General features: G+C 75.7%; 14 protein-coding genes and 1 pseudogene. 5 read left to right on the top strand and 10 right to left on the bottom strand.

Going from position 1 to position 16474, the window contains the following annotated elements; all coding sequences use genetic code 11:
- Positions 1–95: 95 nt before the first annotated feature.
- The 7 genes from otsB to BM165_RS13025 all read right to left on the bottom strand — a co-directional run bounded on the left by otsB (position 96) and on the right by BM165_RS13025 (position 7895).
- Positions 96–839 (bottom strand): trehalose-phosphatase, encoded by a 744-nt coding sequence (otsB, locus tag BM165_RS13055; RefSeq protein ID WP_075013979.1) that lies wholly within the window; start codon positions 837–839, stop codon positions 96–98.
- On the bottom strand, positions 836–2227 hold the full coding sequence (locus tag BM165_RS13050) for an alpha,alpha-trehalose-phosphate synthase (UDP-forming) (RefSeq protein WP_244274212.1): 1392 nt from the start codon (positions 2225–2227) through the stop codon (positions 836–838). The genes otsB and BM165_RS13050 overlap by 4 nt, the downstream gene beginning before the upstream one ends.
- A gap of 74 nt (positions 2228–2301) precedes the next feature.
- Complete coding sequence (locus tag BM165_RS13045; protein ID WP_075013977.1) at positions 2302–2652, bottom strand: fluoride efflux transporter FluC; 351 nt, start codon at positions 2650–2652, stop codon at positions 2302–2304.
- The gene (gene crcB / locus BM165_RS13040; RefSeq protein WP_075013976.1) at positions 2649–3023 is read right to left on the bottom strand and encodes a fluoride efflux transporter CrcB; all 375 of its coding nucleotides are present in this window, start codon (positions 3021–3023) and stop codon (positions 2649–2651) included. Before crcB ends, BM165_RS13045 begins: the two co-directional genes overlap by 4 nt.
- 83 nt (positions 3024–3106) lie before the next feature.
- Positions 3107–4150, bottom strand: a complete 1044-nt coding sequence (locus BM165_RS13035; RefSeq protein WP_075013975.1) for a TerC family protein — start codon at positions 4148–4150, stop codon at positions 3107–3109.
- A gap of 189 nt (positions 4151–4339) precedes the next feature.
- On the bottom strand, positions 4340–6103 hold the full coding sequence (ngg, locus tag BM165_RS13030) for an N-acetylglutaminylglutamine synthetase (RefSeq protein ID WP_075013974.1): 1764 nt from the start codon (positions 6101–6103) through the stop codon (positions 4340–4342).
- A gap of 10 nt (positions 6104–6113) precedes the next feature.
- The gene (locus BM165_RS13025) at positions 6114–7895 is read right to left on the bottom strand and encodes an N-acetylglutaminylglutamine amidotransferase (protein WP_075013973.1); all 1782 of its coding nucleotides are present in this window, start codon (positions 7893–7895) and stop codon (positions 6114–6116) included.
- Between the two features lie 128 nt (positions 7896–8023).
- Here BM165_RS13025 and BM165_RS13020 point away from each other — a divergent pair, with 128 nt between their 5' ends.
- Positions 8024–8695, top strand: coding sequence for a hypothetical protein (locus BM165_RS13020; RefSeq protein ID WP_083427319.1), 672 nt, complete (start codon positions 8024–8026; stop codon positions 8693–8695).
- A 621-nt stretch (positions 8696–9316) separates the two neighbouring features.
- Here the strand turns inward: BM165_RS13020 and BM165_RS25700 are convergent.
- Both BM165_RS25700 and BM165_RS13010 read right to left on the bottom strand, forming a co-directional pair.
- Positions 9317–9886, bottom strand: a pseudogene (locus BM165_RS25700) (DUF222 domain-containing protein); the annotation flags it as partial.
- 612 nt (positions 9887–10498) lie between these two features.
- On the bottom strand, positions 10499–11464 hold the full coding sequence (locus BM165_RS13010) for an ABC transporter substrate-binding protein (protein ID WP_083427318.1): 966 nt from the start codon (positions 11462–11464) through the stop codon (positions 10499–10501).
- A 105-nt stretch (positions 11465–11569) separates the two neighbouring features.
- Between BM165_RS13010 and BM165_RS13005 the strand changes: the two genes are divergently transcribed.
- From BM165_RS13005 to BM165_RS12990, 4 genes are all read left to right on the top strand, one after another.
- Entirely contained in the window at positions 11570–12625 is a 1056-nt protein-coding gene (locus tag BM165_RS13005) for a FecCD family ABC transporter permease (RefSeq protein ID WP_244274211.1), read from the top strand.
- On the top strand, positions 12622–13686 hold the full coding sequence (locus BM165_RS13000; RefSeq protein WP_075013972.1) for an iron chelate uptake ABC transporter family permease subunit: 1065 nt from the start codon (positions 12622–12624) through the stop codon (positions 13684–13686). The genes BM165_RS13005 and BM165_RS13000 overlap by 4 nt, the downstream gene beginning before the upstream one ends.
- Positions 13683–14513, top strand: a complete 831-nt coding sequence (locus BM165_RS12995; RefSeq protein WP_244274210.1) for an ABC transporter ATP-binding protein — start codon at positions 13683–13685, stop codon at positions 14511–14513. The genes BM165_RS13000 and BM165_RS12995 overlap by 4 nt, the downstream gene beginning before the upstream one ends.
- Before the next feature lie 64 nt (positions 14514–14577).
- A complete protein-coding gene (locus tag BM165_RS12990) occupies positions 14578–15570 on the top strand; it encodes an aldo/keto reductase (RefSeq protein WP_075013971.1) in 993 nt (330 codons plus the stop codon).
- 60 nt (positions 15571–15630) lie between these two features.
- Here the strand turns inward: BM165_RS12990 and BM165_RS12985 are convergent, their stop codons facing one another.
- The gene (locus BM165_RS12985) at positions 15631–16455 is read right to left on the bottom strand and encodes a PaaX family transcriptional regulator C-terminal domain-containing protein (protein ID WP_075013970.1); all 825 of its coding nucleotides are present in this window, start codon (positions 16453–16455) and stop codon (positions 15631–15633) included.
- Positions 16456–16474 lie beyond the last annotated feature (19 nt).

The following is a 16474-nucleotide window of genomic DNA, read 5'->3' as shown; positions in this document are numbered from 1 at the left end:
GAGCCGGTCGCGGTCGACGTGTCGACGCCGGAGGAGCGGTTCGCCGTCCGGCCGCTGGACGGTCACCCGGGCTCCCGGGGCGACGCGCCCGGGGGTCAGGCGAGCAGGTCGCCCAGCAGCCGGAGGACGTCGAGCGCCGCGTCGGGATCGGCGACGCGGTGACCGGCGGCCGTCTCGCCCTCGCCGACCTTCACGCCGACGTCGGCAGGCCCGAGGCGCCGGAACACGTCCTCGTCGGTGAGGTCGTCGCCGAGGTAGACGACGGCGACCGCGCCGAGCTCGTCACGCAGCCGGGTCACCGCGCTGCCCTTGTCGGCGTCGGTGACGGCGAGCTCGAGCACCGCCTTGCCCGGCTTCTTCGTCAGTGACGGATCGGCGGCGGCATCCGCAGCCGACAGCAGCGAGGCGGCCGCGGCGGGGTCGGCGACCTGCCGCACGTGCACCGCCACGCTGGCGGGCTTCACCTCGAGCCGGGCGCCGGGGACGGCGGCCACCAGCGGCGCGAGCCGGTCGGCGAGGGCGTCGCGGCGGCTCGCGAGCTCTCCGGTCAGCGGGCCGTCGTACTCGGCCCCGTGGCTGCCCACCCACCGGTAGGGGCCCTGCCAGCCGCTGACCCGCCGCAGGTCCGCCACGCCGCGCCCGCTGACGAGGGCGACCGTGACGCCGGCGGCCCCGGCGATCCGGGCCAGCGCCTCGCCGGTGCCGGGCGTCGGTACCGCGGCCGAGGGGTCGCCGACGAGGGGCGACAGGACGCCGTCGTAGTCGGAGGCCACCAGCAGGGGCCGGCGGCCGGCCAGCTCGGTGAGCGCGGTCGCCAGACCCGCCGGGACGGCGGTCACGCCTGCGCGCGGAGGGCGGTGAAGAACGAGGACGCCCAGTGGTCGAGGTCGTGCTTGGCCAGGTGCCGCCGCATCGCCCGCATCCGGCGGGCGCCCTCGGCCGGCTCGACGCGCAGCGCGCGCAGCAGCTGGTTCTTCACGCCGGCGACGTCGTGCGGGTTGACCAGGAACGCCTGCCGCAGCTCGGACGCGGCGCCGGCGAACTCCGACAGGACCAGCGCGCCGCCGTGGTCACCGCGGGCGGCCACGTACTCCTTCGCGACGAGGTTCATCCCGTCGCGGTAGGGGGTGACGAGCATGACGTCGGCGGCGCGGTAGAGGGCGGCGAGCTCCTCGCGCGGCATGGACTGGTTGAAGTAGTGCACCGCCGGCCCGCCGATGGAGCCGTACACCCCGTTGATGTGGCCCACCTGCTGCTCGATCGTCTCGCGCATGTGCACGTAGTGCTCGACGCGCTCGCGGCTGGGGGTGGCCACCTGCACCAGCACCGTGGCGGGGGCCTCGACGGCGCCGTCCTCGAGCAGCTCCTCGAAGGCGTTGAGCCGCACGCTGATGCCCTTGGTGTAGTCGAGCCGGTCCACACCGAGGATCATCTTCTGCGGGTCGCCGAGCTCGGCCCGGATCTCCTTCGCCCGCGCCAGCACCTCCGGCGAGCTCGCCAGCCGGTCGAACGCGGCGACGTCGATGGAGATCGGGAACGCGCGCGCGGTCACCGTCCGGCCGTCGTACTCGATCGTGGCGCCGCGGGTGGGCAGCTCGTGCAGGCGGCGGGCGAGCTGGACGAAGTTCGCGGCCGCGCTGGGCAGCTGGAAGCCGACGAGGTCGGCACCGAGCAGCCCCTCGACGATCGCCGACCGCCAGGGCAGCTGGGTGAACAGCTCGTAGGGCGGGAACGGGATGTGCAGGAAGAAGCCGATCGTGAGGTCGGGCCGGCGCTGCCGCAGCATCGCCGGCACCAGCTGCAGCTGGTAGTCGTGCACCCAGACGATGGCGCCCTCGGCGGCGACCTCGGCGGTCCGGTCGGCGAAGCGCTTGTTGACCTGGACGTAGGTGTCCCACCAGGTGCGGTGGTACTCCGGCTTCTCGACGACGTCGTGGTAGAGCGGCCACAGGGAGGCGTTGCTCATGCCCTCGTAGTAGCGGTCGACCTCCTCCTCGGAGAGCTCGACCGGGACCAGCGAGATCCCGCCGGACTCGAAGGGCTCGGGCGCCTCGCCGGCCGACCCCGACCAGCCCACCCACGCGCCGCCGCGCCCGGCCACGAAGGGCTCCAGGGCCGTGACCAGTCCACCGGGGCTGCGCTGCCAGCGCGTCGTCCCGTCGTCGTCGGTGACCTGGTCGACCGGCAGCCGGTTGGCCACGACGACGACCGGGCTGTCCGCCTGCACGTCTCCCGCGTCTGTTCCCGCCATACCGGACCCGACCCTAGCCAGAGCACGGCCCGGCGGCACCCGCAGGCCGCTCAGCGGACCAGCAGGTAGCCCGCCGCCGCGACGCCGAGGCCGAGTACGAGCGTGGCCGCGACCTGGCCGACGGCCCGGCCGACGGCACGCTCCTCGACCATCCGGACGACGTCGGCGCCGAAGGTGGAGAAGGTGGTCAGGGTGCCGCAGAAGCCGGTGCCCACCAGCGCGACGGCCTCCGCCGGCACGCTGCCCAGGCCCAGCAGGACGCCGAGCAGCGCCGAGCCCGCCACGTTGACCGCGAGCGTGCCCAGCGCGGGGTCGCGGCCGGCCCGGACCGCCAGCCGGGTGGCCAGCAGCCGCAGCGGCGCCCCGGCCAGGGCCCCGGCGGCGACCAGCAACGGCGTCACGGGGACCCCCGCCGCACCGCGCGGACGCCGGCGGCGACCGCCAGCACCCCGCCGAGGACGGAGGCGAGCACGTAGCCGAGGGCGGCGGGCAGCGCTCCGGCGTCGGCGAGGACGACGACCTCCACCGCGAACGCCGAGTACGTCGTGTAGCCCCCGAGCACGCCGACGCCGAGGAACGGCCGGGCCCAGGCGGGCTCGGGGGAGCGGTTCGCGAGGACCCCGGTGAGGACGCCGATCAGCAGGCAGCCGGTGAGGTTGACCAGCAGCGTCGCCCACGGCCACCCGCCGTCCTGGGAGGGGAGCGCCTCGGCCACGCCCCAGCGGGCCAGCGCCCCGAGCGCACCGCCGAGGGCGGCCAGCAGGTACGCCACCGGTGGACCTCTCCAGGCATAGGAAGCTCTCCCCACGTCTCGGGGCCGAGAACGTGGGGAGAGCTTCCTATGCCCGGTCTCCGCTACGGGGTGCGGGTGGGGAGCGGGGTGTCGCGCCGGCTCCCGCGCCGCCACAGCGGCTCGACCGACGCCATCTCCTCCTCCGTGGCCACCCGGAACGGCGGCGTGACCGGCGCCTCGACCGCCCGCCGCCCCTGCCCGCGGGTGGCGCGCAGGCTGGCCCACACCGAGACGCCGAGGATCGTGGTGATCACCGCGAGGCTGACCGTCGTGGGGACGTAGTAGACGTCGATCTTGAGCAGCATCTTGACGCCCACCCACATCAGCACCAGCGCCAGGCCCGTCTTCAGGTACACGAAGCGGTGGATCAGGTCGGCGAGCAGGAAGTACATCGCCCGCAGGCCCAGGATGGCGAAGGCGTTGGCGGTGAAGACGAGGAACGGCTCGTCGGTGACGGCGAAGATGGCCGGGATCGAGTCGACGGCGAAGACGACGTCGGTCACCTCGACGAGCACCAGCACGGCGAGCAGGGGAGTGGCGAGCAGGACGCCGCCGCGGCGGACGAGGAACCGCTGCCCGTGGTAGGCGTCGGTCATCGGCACGAACCGGCGGAACAGCCGCAGCGTGCGCGACCGCGAGGGGTCGACGTGCTCGTCGCGCTGCCGGAGCATCCGGTAACCGGTGACCAGCAGGAACGCAGCGAACAGGTAGGGCACCCACGAGAAGTTCTCGATGAGGGCGGCGCCTCCGGCGATGAACGCCCCGCGCAGCACCAGCGCGCCCAGGACGCCGAAGAACAGCACGCGGTGCTGGTACTCCCGCGGCACGGCGAAGAACGTGAAGACGATCGCCCAGACGAACACGTTGTCGACGGCGAGCGACTTCTCGATCAGGTAGCCGGCGTAGTACTGCTGGCCGAGCTCGGCGCCGTACTCCGCCCACACCCACGCGCCGAACCCGACGCCGATCGCCACCCACACCGCCGACCAGACGGCGGCCTCGCGCACGCCGATGACGTGCGCGCGGCGGTGGGCGAACAGGTCGACGGCCAGCATGGCGACGATGAGGCCGAGCACGGCCAGCCAGAGCCAGAAGGGGACGTCCACGGGTCTTGCCTCCAGTCGGTGAGCACCAACCGGAGGTCTCTCCCGACCCGTTCCCGGGCCCGCTCCGCCGGACCCCTCCTGCGGGGACGTACTGACGACGGTCGCGCTGTGGGGATACTCCCCTCCTGCCGACCAGTGAACCAGAGTTCGCCTTTTCCTGCCAGCGGGCCTCCCGTCGGGGGACTCCCGTCAGCGGCGGCGGGTCTCGGGGAAGAGCAGGTCGACGAAGCGCGCGGCGGTGGGCTGCGGCTCGTGGTTGGCCAGCCCCGGGCGCTCGTTCGCCTCGACGAAGACGGCGTCGGGACCGTCGACGGCGGGCACCAGGAAGTCGATGCCGGTGACGGGGATGCCGATGGCACGGCTGGCCCGGACCGCCGCGGCGGCGATGTCGGGGTGCAGCCGGTCGGTGACGTCCTCGATGGTGCCACCGGTGTGCAGGTTCGCCGTCCGCCGCACGCGCAGCCGCTCGCCGTCGGGCAGGACGTCGTCCATGGCGTACCCGGCGGCGCGGACGACGTCGGTGGTCGTGTCGTCGAGCGGGATGCGCGACTCGCCGCCGGTGGCCCGCTCCCGGCGCCGGCTGACGGTCCGGACGAGCTCGGTGACCGTGCGGCGGCCGTCGCCGACCACCTCGGCCGGCCGGCGGACCGCGGCGGCGACCACCTGGTGGTCGATGACGACGACGCGCAGGTCGTCGCCGGGGACGAGCTCCTCGGCCAGCACGTCGGGGCAGAACAGCCGGGCGGCGGCGACCGCGCGCTCGAGCTCGCCCTCCGTCTCGACCCCCACGGTGATGCCCTTGCCCTGCTCCCCGCGGGCGGGCTTGACCACCAGCTCCCCGCAGTCGGCCAGCAGGTCGCGCGCGGGGCCGAGGTCGTCCTCGGGCACCGTGACCCCGCGGGGGACCCGGACGCCGGCGTCGGCGACGATGCGCCGGGTGACCCGCTTGTCGTCGCACCGGCTCATCGCGACCGCGGTGGTGAACTCCGACAGCGACTCGCGGGTGAGCACGCGCCGGCCGCCCAAGGACAGCCGCATCTCGCCGAACTCGGCGTCGGTCACCTCGACGCGGATGCCGCGGCGCAGCGCCTCGTCGGCGATGATCCGCGCGTAGGGGTTGAGCCGCTCCAGGCCCGGCGGGCGGGGGGCGAACAGCGGCGTGTTGATCGGGTTCTTGCGCTTGACGCAGACGGCGGGCGCGCGGACGAAGCCGAGCTTGCGGTACAGCGCGATCGCCGCGGAGTTGTCGTGCATGACCGAGAGGTCGACGTAGGAGCGGCCCCGGCCGACGTAGCGCTCGGCCAGCACCCGCACCAGCGCCTCACCGGTGCCCGCCGGAGCGCTCTGCACGTCCGCCGCCAGGCACCACAGGCTGGTGCCGCCCTCGGGGTCGCCGTAGGCGAGCACGTGGTCGACACCGGTGACCGTGCCGACGATGGCGCGGGTCCGCGTGTCCTCGGCGACGAGGTAGGTGAAGCAGCGGGTGCGGTGGTTGGCCCACATGACCTCGGGGTCACCGGTCACCATGCCGTTGCGGGCGTAGATCTCGTTGATCGCCTGCATCTCCTCCAGCGCGGTCACCGTCCGGACGAACACGCCGCGGATCAGTTCGGGCCGCGCGCGGTAGCGGTGGAGGTCGAGCCGGTAGGTGTAGCTGGGGTCGATGAACAGCTCGTCGGGCGCGAGGCCGACGAGCACGTGCGGGTCGCGGGCGTAGATGCAGATGTCGCGCTGGCCGGCGCCCTCGGCCCGCAGCGCGTCGAGGATGTGCCGCATCTCGGCGAAGGTCTGCCCGAACACCAGCCGGCCCCACGCCAGGTCGAGGACGACGTCGGTGTCCATGCCCTCGAGCTCGTGCTCCGAGGGCTTCTGCCAACTGCGCCGCGTCAGGTCCGGGACGTGCGGCGCGGCGACGGGGCGGCGGCGCAGTCCGGCGAGCCGGGGCGTGGCCACGGATCCCTCCTCAGACCCCGTGGCCCTGCAGCCACAGCTCCAGCAGGCCCAGCTGCCAGAGCTTGTTGCCGCGCAGCGGCGTGAGCTCGCCGTTGGGGTCGTCGAGCAGCCGGGAGACGTACTCGGGGCGGAACAGCGCGCGCTCCCGCGCCGCCTCGCTGGACAGCGCGTCCTTCACCAGGCCGAGCACCTTGCCCTCGAGGTGGGTGATCGCCGGCACCGGGAAGTAGCCCTTGGGCCGGTCGATGACCTCCGGCGGGATGATCCGGCGGCCGAGGGCCTTGAGCACGCCCTTGCCGCCGTCGGCCAGCTTGAGCTCCGGCGGGCAGGCCGCGGCCAGCTCCACCAGGTCGTGGTCGAGGAAGGGCACGCGGGCCTCCAGGCCCCAGGCCATGGACATGTTGTCCACCCGCTTGACCGGGTCGTCGACGAGCATGACCTCGCTGTCGAGGCGCAGGGCGGCGTCGACGGCGGTCTGCGCGCCGGCGCGGGACATGTGGTCCCGGACGAAGTCCAGGCTCGGGTCGCCGTCGAGGGCGTAGCGCTCGCCCACCAGGGCGCGCATGTCGTCGGCCCGCCGGTCGAAGAACGAACGCGCGTAGCGCTCGACGGCCTCCTCGCGGCCGACGTCGGCCAGCGGCGGGTACCAATGGTAGCCGGCGAACACCTCGTCGGCGCCCTGGCCGGACTGCACGACGCGGATCGACTGGCTGACCCGCTCGCTCAACAGGTCGAAGGCGACGACGTCGTGGCTGACCATCGGCTCGGCCATCGCGCCGATGGCGTGGCCGAGCGCGGCGGCCAGCTCGTCGGAGGAGACCCGGATGCGGTGGTGGTCGGTCTCGAACCGCTCGGCGATCACGTCGGAGTAGCGGAACTCGTCGCCGGCGTGCCCGCCGACGGTCTCGAAGCCGATCGAGTAGGTGGCCAGGCCGGTCTGCCCCTCCTGGGCCAGCAGGCCGACGATCAGGCTGGAGTCCAGGCCGCCCGACAGCAGGACGCCGACGGGGATGTCGGAGACCAGGCGACGGCGGACGGCGACCCGCAGCGCCTCCTCGATCGCGTCCTCCCAGTCGCGCGCCGACCAGCCGGAGTGCTCGGCGCGGCGCTCGTAGGTGGGCTCCCAGTAGCGGTGCTCGCGGCTGGTGCCGTCGGCCTCGAGGACGCGGACGGTGGCCGGCGGGAGCTTGCGGACGCCGTTGAGCAGCGTGCGCGGCGCCGGGACGACGGCGTGCCAGGTCAGGTAGTGGTGCAGCGCGACCGGGTCGATGGAGGTGTCGACGTCGCCGGCGCGCAGCAGGGCCGGCAGGGAGGAGGCGAACCGCAGCCGGCCCGGCGTCTCGGCGAGGTAGAGCGGCTTGATGCCCAGACGGTCGCGGGCCATGACCACCCGACCGGTGTCGCGCTCGTGGATGACGACGACGAACATGCCGTGCAGGTGGTCGACGAAGTCGAGGCCCCAGTGGTGGTAGCCCTTGAGCAGGACCTCGGTGTCGCTGGTGGAGAAGAACCGGTAGCCGTGGCCCTCGAGCTCGGCGCGCAGCTCCTTGTAGTCGTAGATGCAGCCGTTGAAGACCGCCTCGAGCCCGAGCTCGCTGTCGACCATGGGCTGGGAGCCGCTGGCCGACAGGTCGATGACCGACAGTCGGCGGTGGCCGAACGCCACGCGGCCGGAGCTCCACTGGCCCTGCCCGTCGGGCCCGCGGGGGACGAGGGCCTCGACCATCCGCGCGACCGCGGTGGTGTCGGCCAGGGAGCCGTCGAACCTGATCTCGCCGGAGAGGCCGCACATGGCTTCGATCCAACCGCAGGTCCCTGTGCGCTGCAGCGCCTCGGGATGATCGTCACACCGACGCAACACGGCCGTTCCACGTGGAACCGGCCCGCGGGGTGGGGGGAGCGCCAGGGCAGGGTGGGGCCGTGCACGCGGACCCGGAGGGCGAGGCGCCCTGGGCGATGCAGCTGGTGGCGCGGGTCGAGCGGCGCGCCCCGCCGACCCGGACGGCGGTGTGCGCGGCGGCGGCCGGAGCGGTCGTGCGGCTGCTCGCCGACGAGCGGGCGCAGCCGGGGGGCGAGTGGTACCCGCGGGTGCGGCGGTGGACCGACGGTGCGATCCGCAAGCACTGCCGGCGGGCGCGGGGTGTGGCCTGGGAGCGGGTGGCGGCGCTGCCCGGCGTGACCGTGTCGGAGGCCGGCGCCGAGGTGCGAGCGCTGGTGCCGACCGCGCTGGACGCGCTGCCCCGCGAGGTGGCGGTGCTGCAACTGTCGGGCAGCGAGCTCGACGACCCGGACGCGAGCGCGGCGGTCGACCCGGTGCCCGGCGGCGCCGTGGTGGTGTCGGTCGCCCCCGAGCCGTTCCTGCCGCTGGGCAAGGCCGCGGCGGCGTGCGGCCACGCCGCGCAGCTGACGGCCCTGCGGATGCCCGCAGGTCGGCTGGCGGCCTGGTCCGGAGCCGGCTTCCCGGTCGTGGTCGAGCACCCGGACACGACCCGCTGGGCGCGGCTGCGTCTCCTGGCCGGCGTCGAGGTGGTGGACGCGGGCTTCACCGTGGTGGCGCCGGGGACCACCACCGCACTCGCCCGCTGGGCGTGAGAGCGCGTCAGAACGGGGGCGGGTCGTCGTCGGTCTCGGATGTCGGGTCGGGGGGTGGTCCGGCCCTGTCGGATGGTGACTCGGGTGGTCGCATGCCCGGTGGGCGGGTGGTGCGGGTGATCCCGGACGGAGTGGTGACGGTGAGCGTGCCGTCGTCGCCCATGGTGAACCGCCAGCCGCGGGCGAAGGTCTTGAGGCGTGGTGGGAGCGGCACAGGCAGCACAGATTGGCGCAGTCGGTCGGGCCACCTGTCGCGTGCGGGATGACGTGGTCGGCGTCGGCCCACCCCACCCGCTGGCCGCAGGTGGGGAAGCGGCAGCTGCGGTCCCGGACGTGCACGAACGCCTGCTGGTCGGCGGTAGGGGTGTAGCCGTCCTTCGCCGCCGGCCGGTCGAGCACCGCGCAGCCGCACTGCTCGTCGGGGTGCTGGGTGCAGCCGCGGCGGGGCAGCCGGCGCAATCGGTCCAGCCTGGTGGTTGCCCGCAGCGTGCCGTCGTCGTCGGTGACCGCCACCGCGACCGAGCCGCCGTCGGGTGCCTGCACGCCGAGGGCGTCGAGCCGGCGCAGCAACTCGCGCAGGTGGGCGGCGGTGATGGGCAGCCCGTCGACCTCACCGGCCTCGGTGCTCCGGCCGGCGAGGGAGGCGAGTGTCGCGATGACCTGCAGCCGCGCCGTCACCGGCGGGCGGCTGGTGTCCCACGGTCGCAGCAGCAGGTCGGCGAACACCTCGGTGCGCAGCTGCCCGATCGGCCGGGGGTCGCCGTCGGCCTTCGGCATCCGCGCCAGCTGGTCGACCACCGCGTGGCAGGCGGCGGCGACGTCGGCGGGCAGGTCCGCGGCGAGGGTGGCCATCCCCTCCTCCGGCGAGGGGTACACCCGCACGTCGGCGCGCCGCGTCGCCTGCTCCCGGCGGCGCTTACCCGCGTCGGGGTCCAACTGCAGCAGCAGCTCCAGCGCCCGCTTCTTCAGCTTCCCCGCGTTCAGCCGGGCGGCCTCGGGCAGCAGCCGGGCCTCCACCCGCCGCGCCAGCGCGGGCTCGGCGTGTTCCAGCGCCTCGACCAGGATGCGGGCGCGGTACTCGTCCAGCGCGCCGACCGCCAGCGCCGCCCAGGTACCCGGCAGCGACTCACGCAACGTCCACGCCCGGTGGGCCAGCTTCGCCGCCGCCACCCGGCCGCAGTTGAGCACCATCGCCAGCTCGGCGGTGAAGAACTCCGACACCCCTGGCAGCTCGGTGTCCGGCTTCCAGGACCGGGCGCCGGGGGTGCCGGGCGGCGGGTCGTCGTCATCAGGGGAGTCGTCGGCGAGGCCCAGCACCAGCTCGGCCTCGTACGCGGCGTCCATCGCCTTGCGCGCCTGCAGCCGGGCCAGCTCTGCGGCCTTCTGCTTCCGAGAGAGCACTCCCACCGGCAGCCGCGACACCCGCACCGGCTGCTCGACGAGCCAGCCGGCCAGCGCACGCTCGAAGCGCGACACGTGACCGGCGACCTCCTGCACGACCCCGAAGCTACGGAGGGGGTGCGACATTTCCGCAGCTCAGAGGCACGATGGCACGACAGATCACTCGGCGCCGGTCCGGAGTCCAGCCCACCCGGACCCCGAGTGACGCTGGGCGCGGAGGTGCAGTCCGGAGGCGGAGGACTGCCCGCCGGCGCACACCGTCGTGCGACGGGAGGACACCGCGGACCACGTCTGGTGGCGGCCCAGGAGCCGGCTCGGCGACACCCGGGCCGATGGCGTGCGCCGGGGTGCGGTCCGGGGGCGGGGAACCGCACGCGAGCGCACACCGTCGCCGGAGGAGCGTCAGGAGACGGCGGCCTCGATGTCGTCCATCACCAGGTCGGCCGCGATCGGGCCGGCGGCGCTGCTCCACACGGAGCCGTTCACCTCGGTGGTCGCCCCGCCCTGCACGGCCGAGAGCTGGGTGAACGCCGGCTGGGTGCGTGCGGCGTCCAGCGCGCCGGTGCCGTCGGCGCCGAAGGCGGCGAGGAAGAGCCGGTCGGCGTCGACCTGGCCGAGGTTCTCCAGCGAGAGCGGGTCGCTGTGCGGCCGGCTGCCGAGGTCGGCGGCGGCCTGCACCGGGGTGGCGCCCGCGGCCTGCAGCAGCGAGCCGGGCATCAGCGCGGAGTTCATGAGCACCGGGCCGTTGTCCATCCAGCGCACCACGGCGGCGCTGCCCTCGAGCGCGCCCTGCCCGGCCAGCGCCTCGGCGCGGGCGGTGACGTCGTCGAGGGCGGCGGTCAGCTCGTCGTCGGCACCGAGGGCCTCGGCGTAGGTGTGCAGCGGCGCCTGCCAGTCCCCGCCGGTACCGCCCTCGGGCACCACGGTCGGCGCGATGGCGGTCAGCGCGTCGTACTGCTCCTGCGCGAGACCGGCCGAGGCGAGGATGACGTCGGGCTGCGCCTCGAGCACGGCCTCCAGGTTGGGCTCGGCGACGGTCGCGACGATCGGGATGCCGGCGGCGTCCTCGCCCAGGTAGGCCGGCGCGGTGTCCCCGCCCCGGCTCGCGGTGGTGCCCACCGGGGTGACGCCGACGGCCAGCGAGACGTCGAGCGCGGACTCGGCGAGGGTCACGACCCGCTCCGGGTCGGCGGGGACGGCGACGTCGCCGAAGGCGGTGGCCACCGTGGTGTCCTCGGCGGCGGCCGCCTCCGAGGTGTCCGTGGCCTCGGACGACCCGCCCCCGCAGGCGGTCAGGACCAGGGCGGTCGCCGCCAGGACGGCGGTCGACAGGACCGGGCGCCGGCGCGCTCGGGGCAGGTGGTTCACGGTGGTTCCTCCCGTATGCGGACGGCACCGTCCGTCGGTGCCGAGCCGGTAGGTTAGCCTGTCCTAACCAGCGCTCCGCAGGGGTGGGGCCGGGGGAGGACGGACGTGGACGACCGGCTCGTGGTGGGCGCTCCTGGCCGTGGCGACCCCGCCGGGGACGCGCCCGCAGCCGCCTCGCGGCTCTCCCGGGGACTGCTCTGGGGCGGCGCCGCACTGGCCCTCACCGTGCTGGCGAGCCTGCTGTTCGGCGCCGGGGAGGTCGGGCCCGGCCGGGCGCTCCCCGTCCTGCTCGGCGCCGGCGACGACGACGCGTCCTTCGCCGTGCTGCAGCTGCGCCTGCCGCGGACGGTGGTCGCCGTGGCGGTGGGCGTCGCACTCGGCGTGGCCGGGGCCGTGCTGCAGACCGCCGCGCGCAACCCGCTCGCCGAGCCCGGGCTGCTGGGCGTCAGCGCCGGCGCGTCGTTCGCCGTCGTCCTCGTCATCGCCTCCGGTGCGAGCGCGGCCGCGCTGGGCCCCTGGGTCGCCGTCCTGGGGGCCGGCGCCGGGTGCCTGCTGGCGGTCGGCGCCGCCCGGCTGCGCGGCACCGGGGACGACCCCGTGCGGCTGGTGCTGGCCGGCGCGGCGCTGTCGAGCCTGCTGCACGCGGCGACGTCGGTGGTCCTGCTGCTGGACCAGCGCACGTCCGACGAGGTGCGCTTCTGGACCGTCGGATCGGTGGCCGGCCGCGACCTCGGCACGCTGTCCCAGGTCGGCCCGGTCCTCGGCGCGGGGGTGCTGATCGCGCTGCTGGCCGCCCGCCCGCTGTCGGCCCTGGCGCTCGGCGACGACGTCGCCCGCGGCCTGGGGCACCGCCCGGCCCGGGCGCGCGGCCTGGCCATGGCCGCGGTGGCGCTGCTCGTGGGCGGCGCGGTCGCCGCCGCGGGACCGGTGGCCTTCGTCGGCCTGGTCGTCCCCTTCCTCGCCCGCGCGCTGGTCGGCCCGGACCTGCGGCGGGTGCTCGCCGTCTCGGTGCTGCTCGGGCCTGCCGTCGTGCTGGTCGCCGACGTCGCCTCCCGGCTGCTGGTGCGGCCCTACGAGATGCCGCTGGGCGTGGTCACCGCGCTCGTCGGGGCGCCGGTGCTGGTGGCCGTCGTCCGCTCGACCCGGATGCCGTCGCTGTGACCGCCGCACCGGCGACCCTGGCGAGCGCACCCCCGGGCACCTGGCGGCTGGCCCTCCGGGACCGCTCGCTGCTGGTCGACCGCCGGGCGTTCGTCGCGGCCGCCGTGCTCGCCGCCCTGGTGGTCGCGGCGGTGGCGGCCGGGCTGGCGATCGGCACCGCCTCGGTGCCACTGGGCCGGACGCTGCCGGCCGTGGTCGGCGTCGGGGAGGCGCGCGACCTGCTGCTGGTCCGGCAGCTGCGGATGCCGCGGATCGCCGCCGGCCTGGCGGTCGGGGCCGCCCTGGGCGTCGCGGGCGTGCTGCTGCAGACGCTGGCCCGCAACCGGCTGGCCACCCCCGACACCGTCGGGCTCAACGACGGCGCGACCGCCTTCGCCGTGGCCAGCGTGGTGGCGGTGTCGACGACGGTCACGCCGTCGGCCTTCGCACTGGTGGGGTCGGCGACCGCGGCGGCGCTGGCCATCGGGCTGGCCGGCGGCACCGGGCACCGCGGCTACCGCTTCCTCGTCGTGGGGCTCGGCGTCGGCGCGGCACTGGGCTCGGTCACCAACCTCGTGCTCGCGCGGGCGCCGATCGACGAGGCCAACCGCGCCTTCCCGTGGACGATCGGCAGCCTCAACAGCCGCTCCCCGGCGGCGGTGGCGGTGCTCGCCGTGGCGCTGGCCGTCGTCCTGCCGGTCGCGGTGGTGCTGGGCCGGCAGCTGCGGCTGCTGCGCCTGGCCGACGCCGTGGTGACCGGCCTGGGCCAGCGGGTGCGCCGGGTCCGGCTGGCGGTGGTCGCGGTGGCGGTCGTGGCGGCGGGCCTGTCGGTGGCCGTGGCCGGGCCCCTCGGCCTGGTCGCGCTGGTGGCCCCGGAGATCGCCCGCAAGGCCGCCGGGCCGCGGGTGGTGCCGGTGGTCGGGTCGGCGCTGGCCGGCGCCCTGGTGGTGCTGCTGGCCGACCTGGTCGGGCGGACCGTGGCCGCGCCGCTGGAGCTGCCGGCCGGGCTGGTCACCGCCGTCGTCGGGGGGCCCTACCTGCTGTGGCTGCTGCTGACGACCCGGACGAGGAGGATGCCGTGAGCACCGTGGAGGCGCCGAGCGCGGAGCCGGCGGTCGAGGTCGCCGACCTCGCGACCGAGCGGCTGGACCTGGGCTACGACGGCACCCGCGTCGTCCACGCGCTGGACCTGCGGCTCCCGCCGGGCCGGGTGACGGCGATCGTCGGGCCCAACGGCTGCGGCAAGTCGACGCTGCTGGGTGCGCTGGCCCGGGTGCACGGCCCGCAGGGCGGCGCGGTACTGCTCGACGGCCGCGACCTGGCCACGCTGCGCCCCCGCGACGCCGCCCGGCGGATCGGGCTGCTGCCGCAGCAGGCCGAGGCGCCCGACGGGCTGACGGTCCGCGACCTCGTCCGCTACGGCCGGCACCCCCACCAGGGCCTGCTGCGCCAGTGGTCGCCGGGGGACGCCGCCGCGGTGCACCGCGCGCTGGCCGCCGCCGACCTGCTCGACCTCGCCGACCGGCCGCTGGACACCCTCTCCGGCGGCCAGCGCCAGCGGGCCTGGATCGCGATGGTCGTGGCCCAGGAGACGGCGGTGGTGCTGCTCGACGAGCCGACCTCCGCGCTCGACCTCGGCCACCAGCTGGAGGTGCTCGACCTGGTGCACGACCTCGCCGCGCGGGGCCGCACCGTCGTCCTGGTGCTGCACGACCTGTCCACCGCCTGCCGGCACGCCGACCACCTGGTCGCCATGCGCGCCGGGCGGGTGGTGGCCGAGGGCCCGCCGGCCGACGTCGTCACCCCCGCTCTGGTGCGCGAGCTGTACGGGGTGGAGGCGCAGGTGCTGCGCGACCCGACGTCGGGGACGCCGGTGGTGTGCCCGGTGCGGCGGGTGCGGGAGGGCTGAGCCAGGGGTCGGCGGCCCCACCCCGACCGGGTTGTCGGCGGGAACGCGCGGGCAGGAGCGGGTCATGCAGACACGCACCCTGGGTCCCCTGTCCGTCCCGGCCATGGGGCTGGGCTGCATGGGGATGAGCGAGTTCTACGGCACCGGCGACCAGGCCGAGGCCGAGCGCACGATCCAGCGGGCCCTCGACCTCGGCGTCACGTTCCTCGACACCGCCGACATGTACGGCCCGTTCACCAACGAGCGGCTGGTCGGCAGGGCGATCGCCGGCCGGCGCGACGAGGTGGTCCTGGCCACCAAGTTCGGCAACGAGCGCGAGGAGGACGGCTCCTTCCGCGGGATCAACGGCCGGCCCGACTACGTGCGCCGTGCCTGCGACGCCTCGCTGCAGCGGCTCGGCGTCGACGTCATCGACCTCTACTACCAGCACCGGGTGGACACCTCGGTCCCCGTCGAGGAGACCTGGGGCGCCCTCCGCGAGCTCGTCGAGGCGGGCAAGGTCCGCGCCGCCGGCATCTCCGAGGCCGCCCCGGAGACCATCCGCCGGGCGCACGCGGTGCAGCCGGTCGGCGCCGTGCAGACCGAGTACTCGCTGTGGAGCCGCGACCCGGAGCAGAACGGCGTCCTGGCCACCTGCGCCGAGCTGGGCATCGGCTTCGTGGCCTACTCGCCGATCGGCCGCGGGTTCCTCACCGGGCAGATCCGCAGCGTCGACGACCTCCCGCCCGACGACTGGCGCCGCACCAACCCGCGGTTCCAGGGCGAGGCGTTCGTGCAGAACCTGCGCCTGGTCGACAGCGTCCGCGCGATCGCCGACGAGAAGGGCGTCACCGCGTCACAGCTCGCCCTGGCGTGGGTGATGGCGCAGAGCGACCGGAACGGCCACCCGGCGGTGGTTCCCATCCCCGGGACCAAGCGGGTGCGCTACCTCGAGGAGAACGCCGAGGCGGCCGGCGTCGCGCTCACCGACGACGACCTGCGGCGCCTCGACGAGGCCGCCCCGGTCGGCGCCGCGGTGGGCGACCGCTACCCCGACATGTCCGGCGTCCACCAGTAGGCAGCCCTTCGCGCGCGGAGGGCGCCGGGGTGGGGAGCCGTCACCGCGCCGATGGCACCTCTACGCCACCGCGGCGCGGGGGAGCGGGGGAGCGACGGCGGCCAGCACCTCGGCGACGTGCGCGCGGGCCGCGGCGGCCAGCCGGGCGCCGGTTCCGGCCCACGCGTCGCGGACGTCACGTGCGGGCCAGGCCGCCGGCTGCAGCGCCGTGGGCAGCAGCGGGTCGCCGGCGAGGACCGCCCGCATCTCCGCCCGCAGCCGCAGGTGCAGCCCGAGCGCGGCCGGGCCCTCGGGCACCGCCGGCGCGACGGTGCGCAGCCGGTCGAGCACGCGCGACCACGCGGTGGCCAGGCCGGGCAGGTCCCAGCAGCGCGCGGCCAGCTCGCCGTCGGACAGCCGCGGGTCGGCGACGCGGGCGGTGAGCAGGTCGAGCCGGGAGGTGCGCTCGCCGCCCAGCTCGGCGTGCACCTCGGTGAGGGCCGAGCCGTGCGGCGACACCCAGGTGGCCGGCGCGAGCGGGCCGAAGCCGGCGCGGGCGAGGCCGCGGCGCACGCGCTCGCGGGCGGCACGGTCGGTCTCCGGGACGCTGTAGACGACCATGCGCCACTGCCCGTCCCACGGGCCGAGGCGCCGCTGGACCCGCTCGTCGCGGGCGGTCACCGACTCCCGCAGCAGCGCCGTCGGGGCGAGCAGCGTCTCCCGACCGCGCCGCGACGCCGTCAGCCAGCCCGCGTGGCGCAGCGCCCCCGCGGCCATCCGGGTGCTCGGCTCGGCCACCCCGCAGGCGGCCAGCAGCCCGACCAGCGTCTGCAGGGACACCGGGTCGCCGCCGAGGACGTCCAGGTGCTCGGCGCACAGGTCCACCACCAGGTCGCGCACGGTCATGCCCCCTGCCCTACCCCGT

Source organism: Geodermatophilus obscurus (assembly GCF_900115395.1).
GTDB classification, from domain to species: domain Bacteria; phylum Actinomycetota; class Actinomycetes; order Mycobacteriales; family Geodermatophilaceae; genus Geodermatophilus; species Geodermatophilus obscurus_B.
This window is presented reverse-complemented; position numbering and strand designations above follow the sequence as displayed.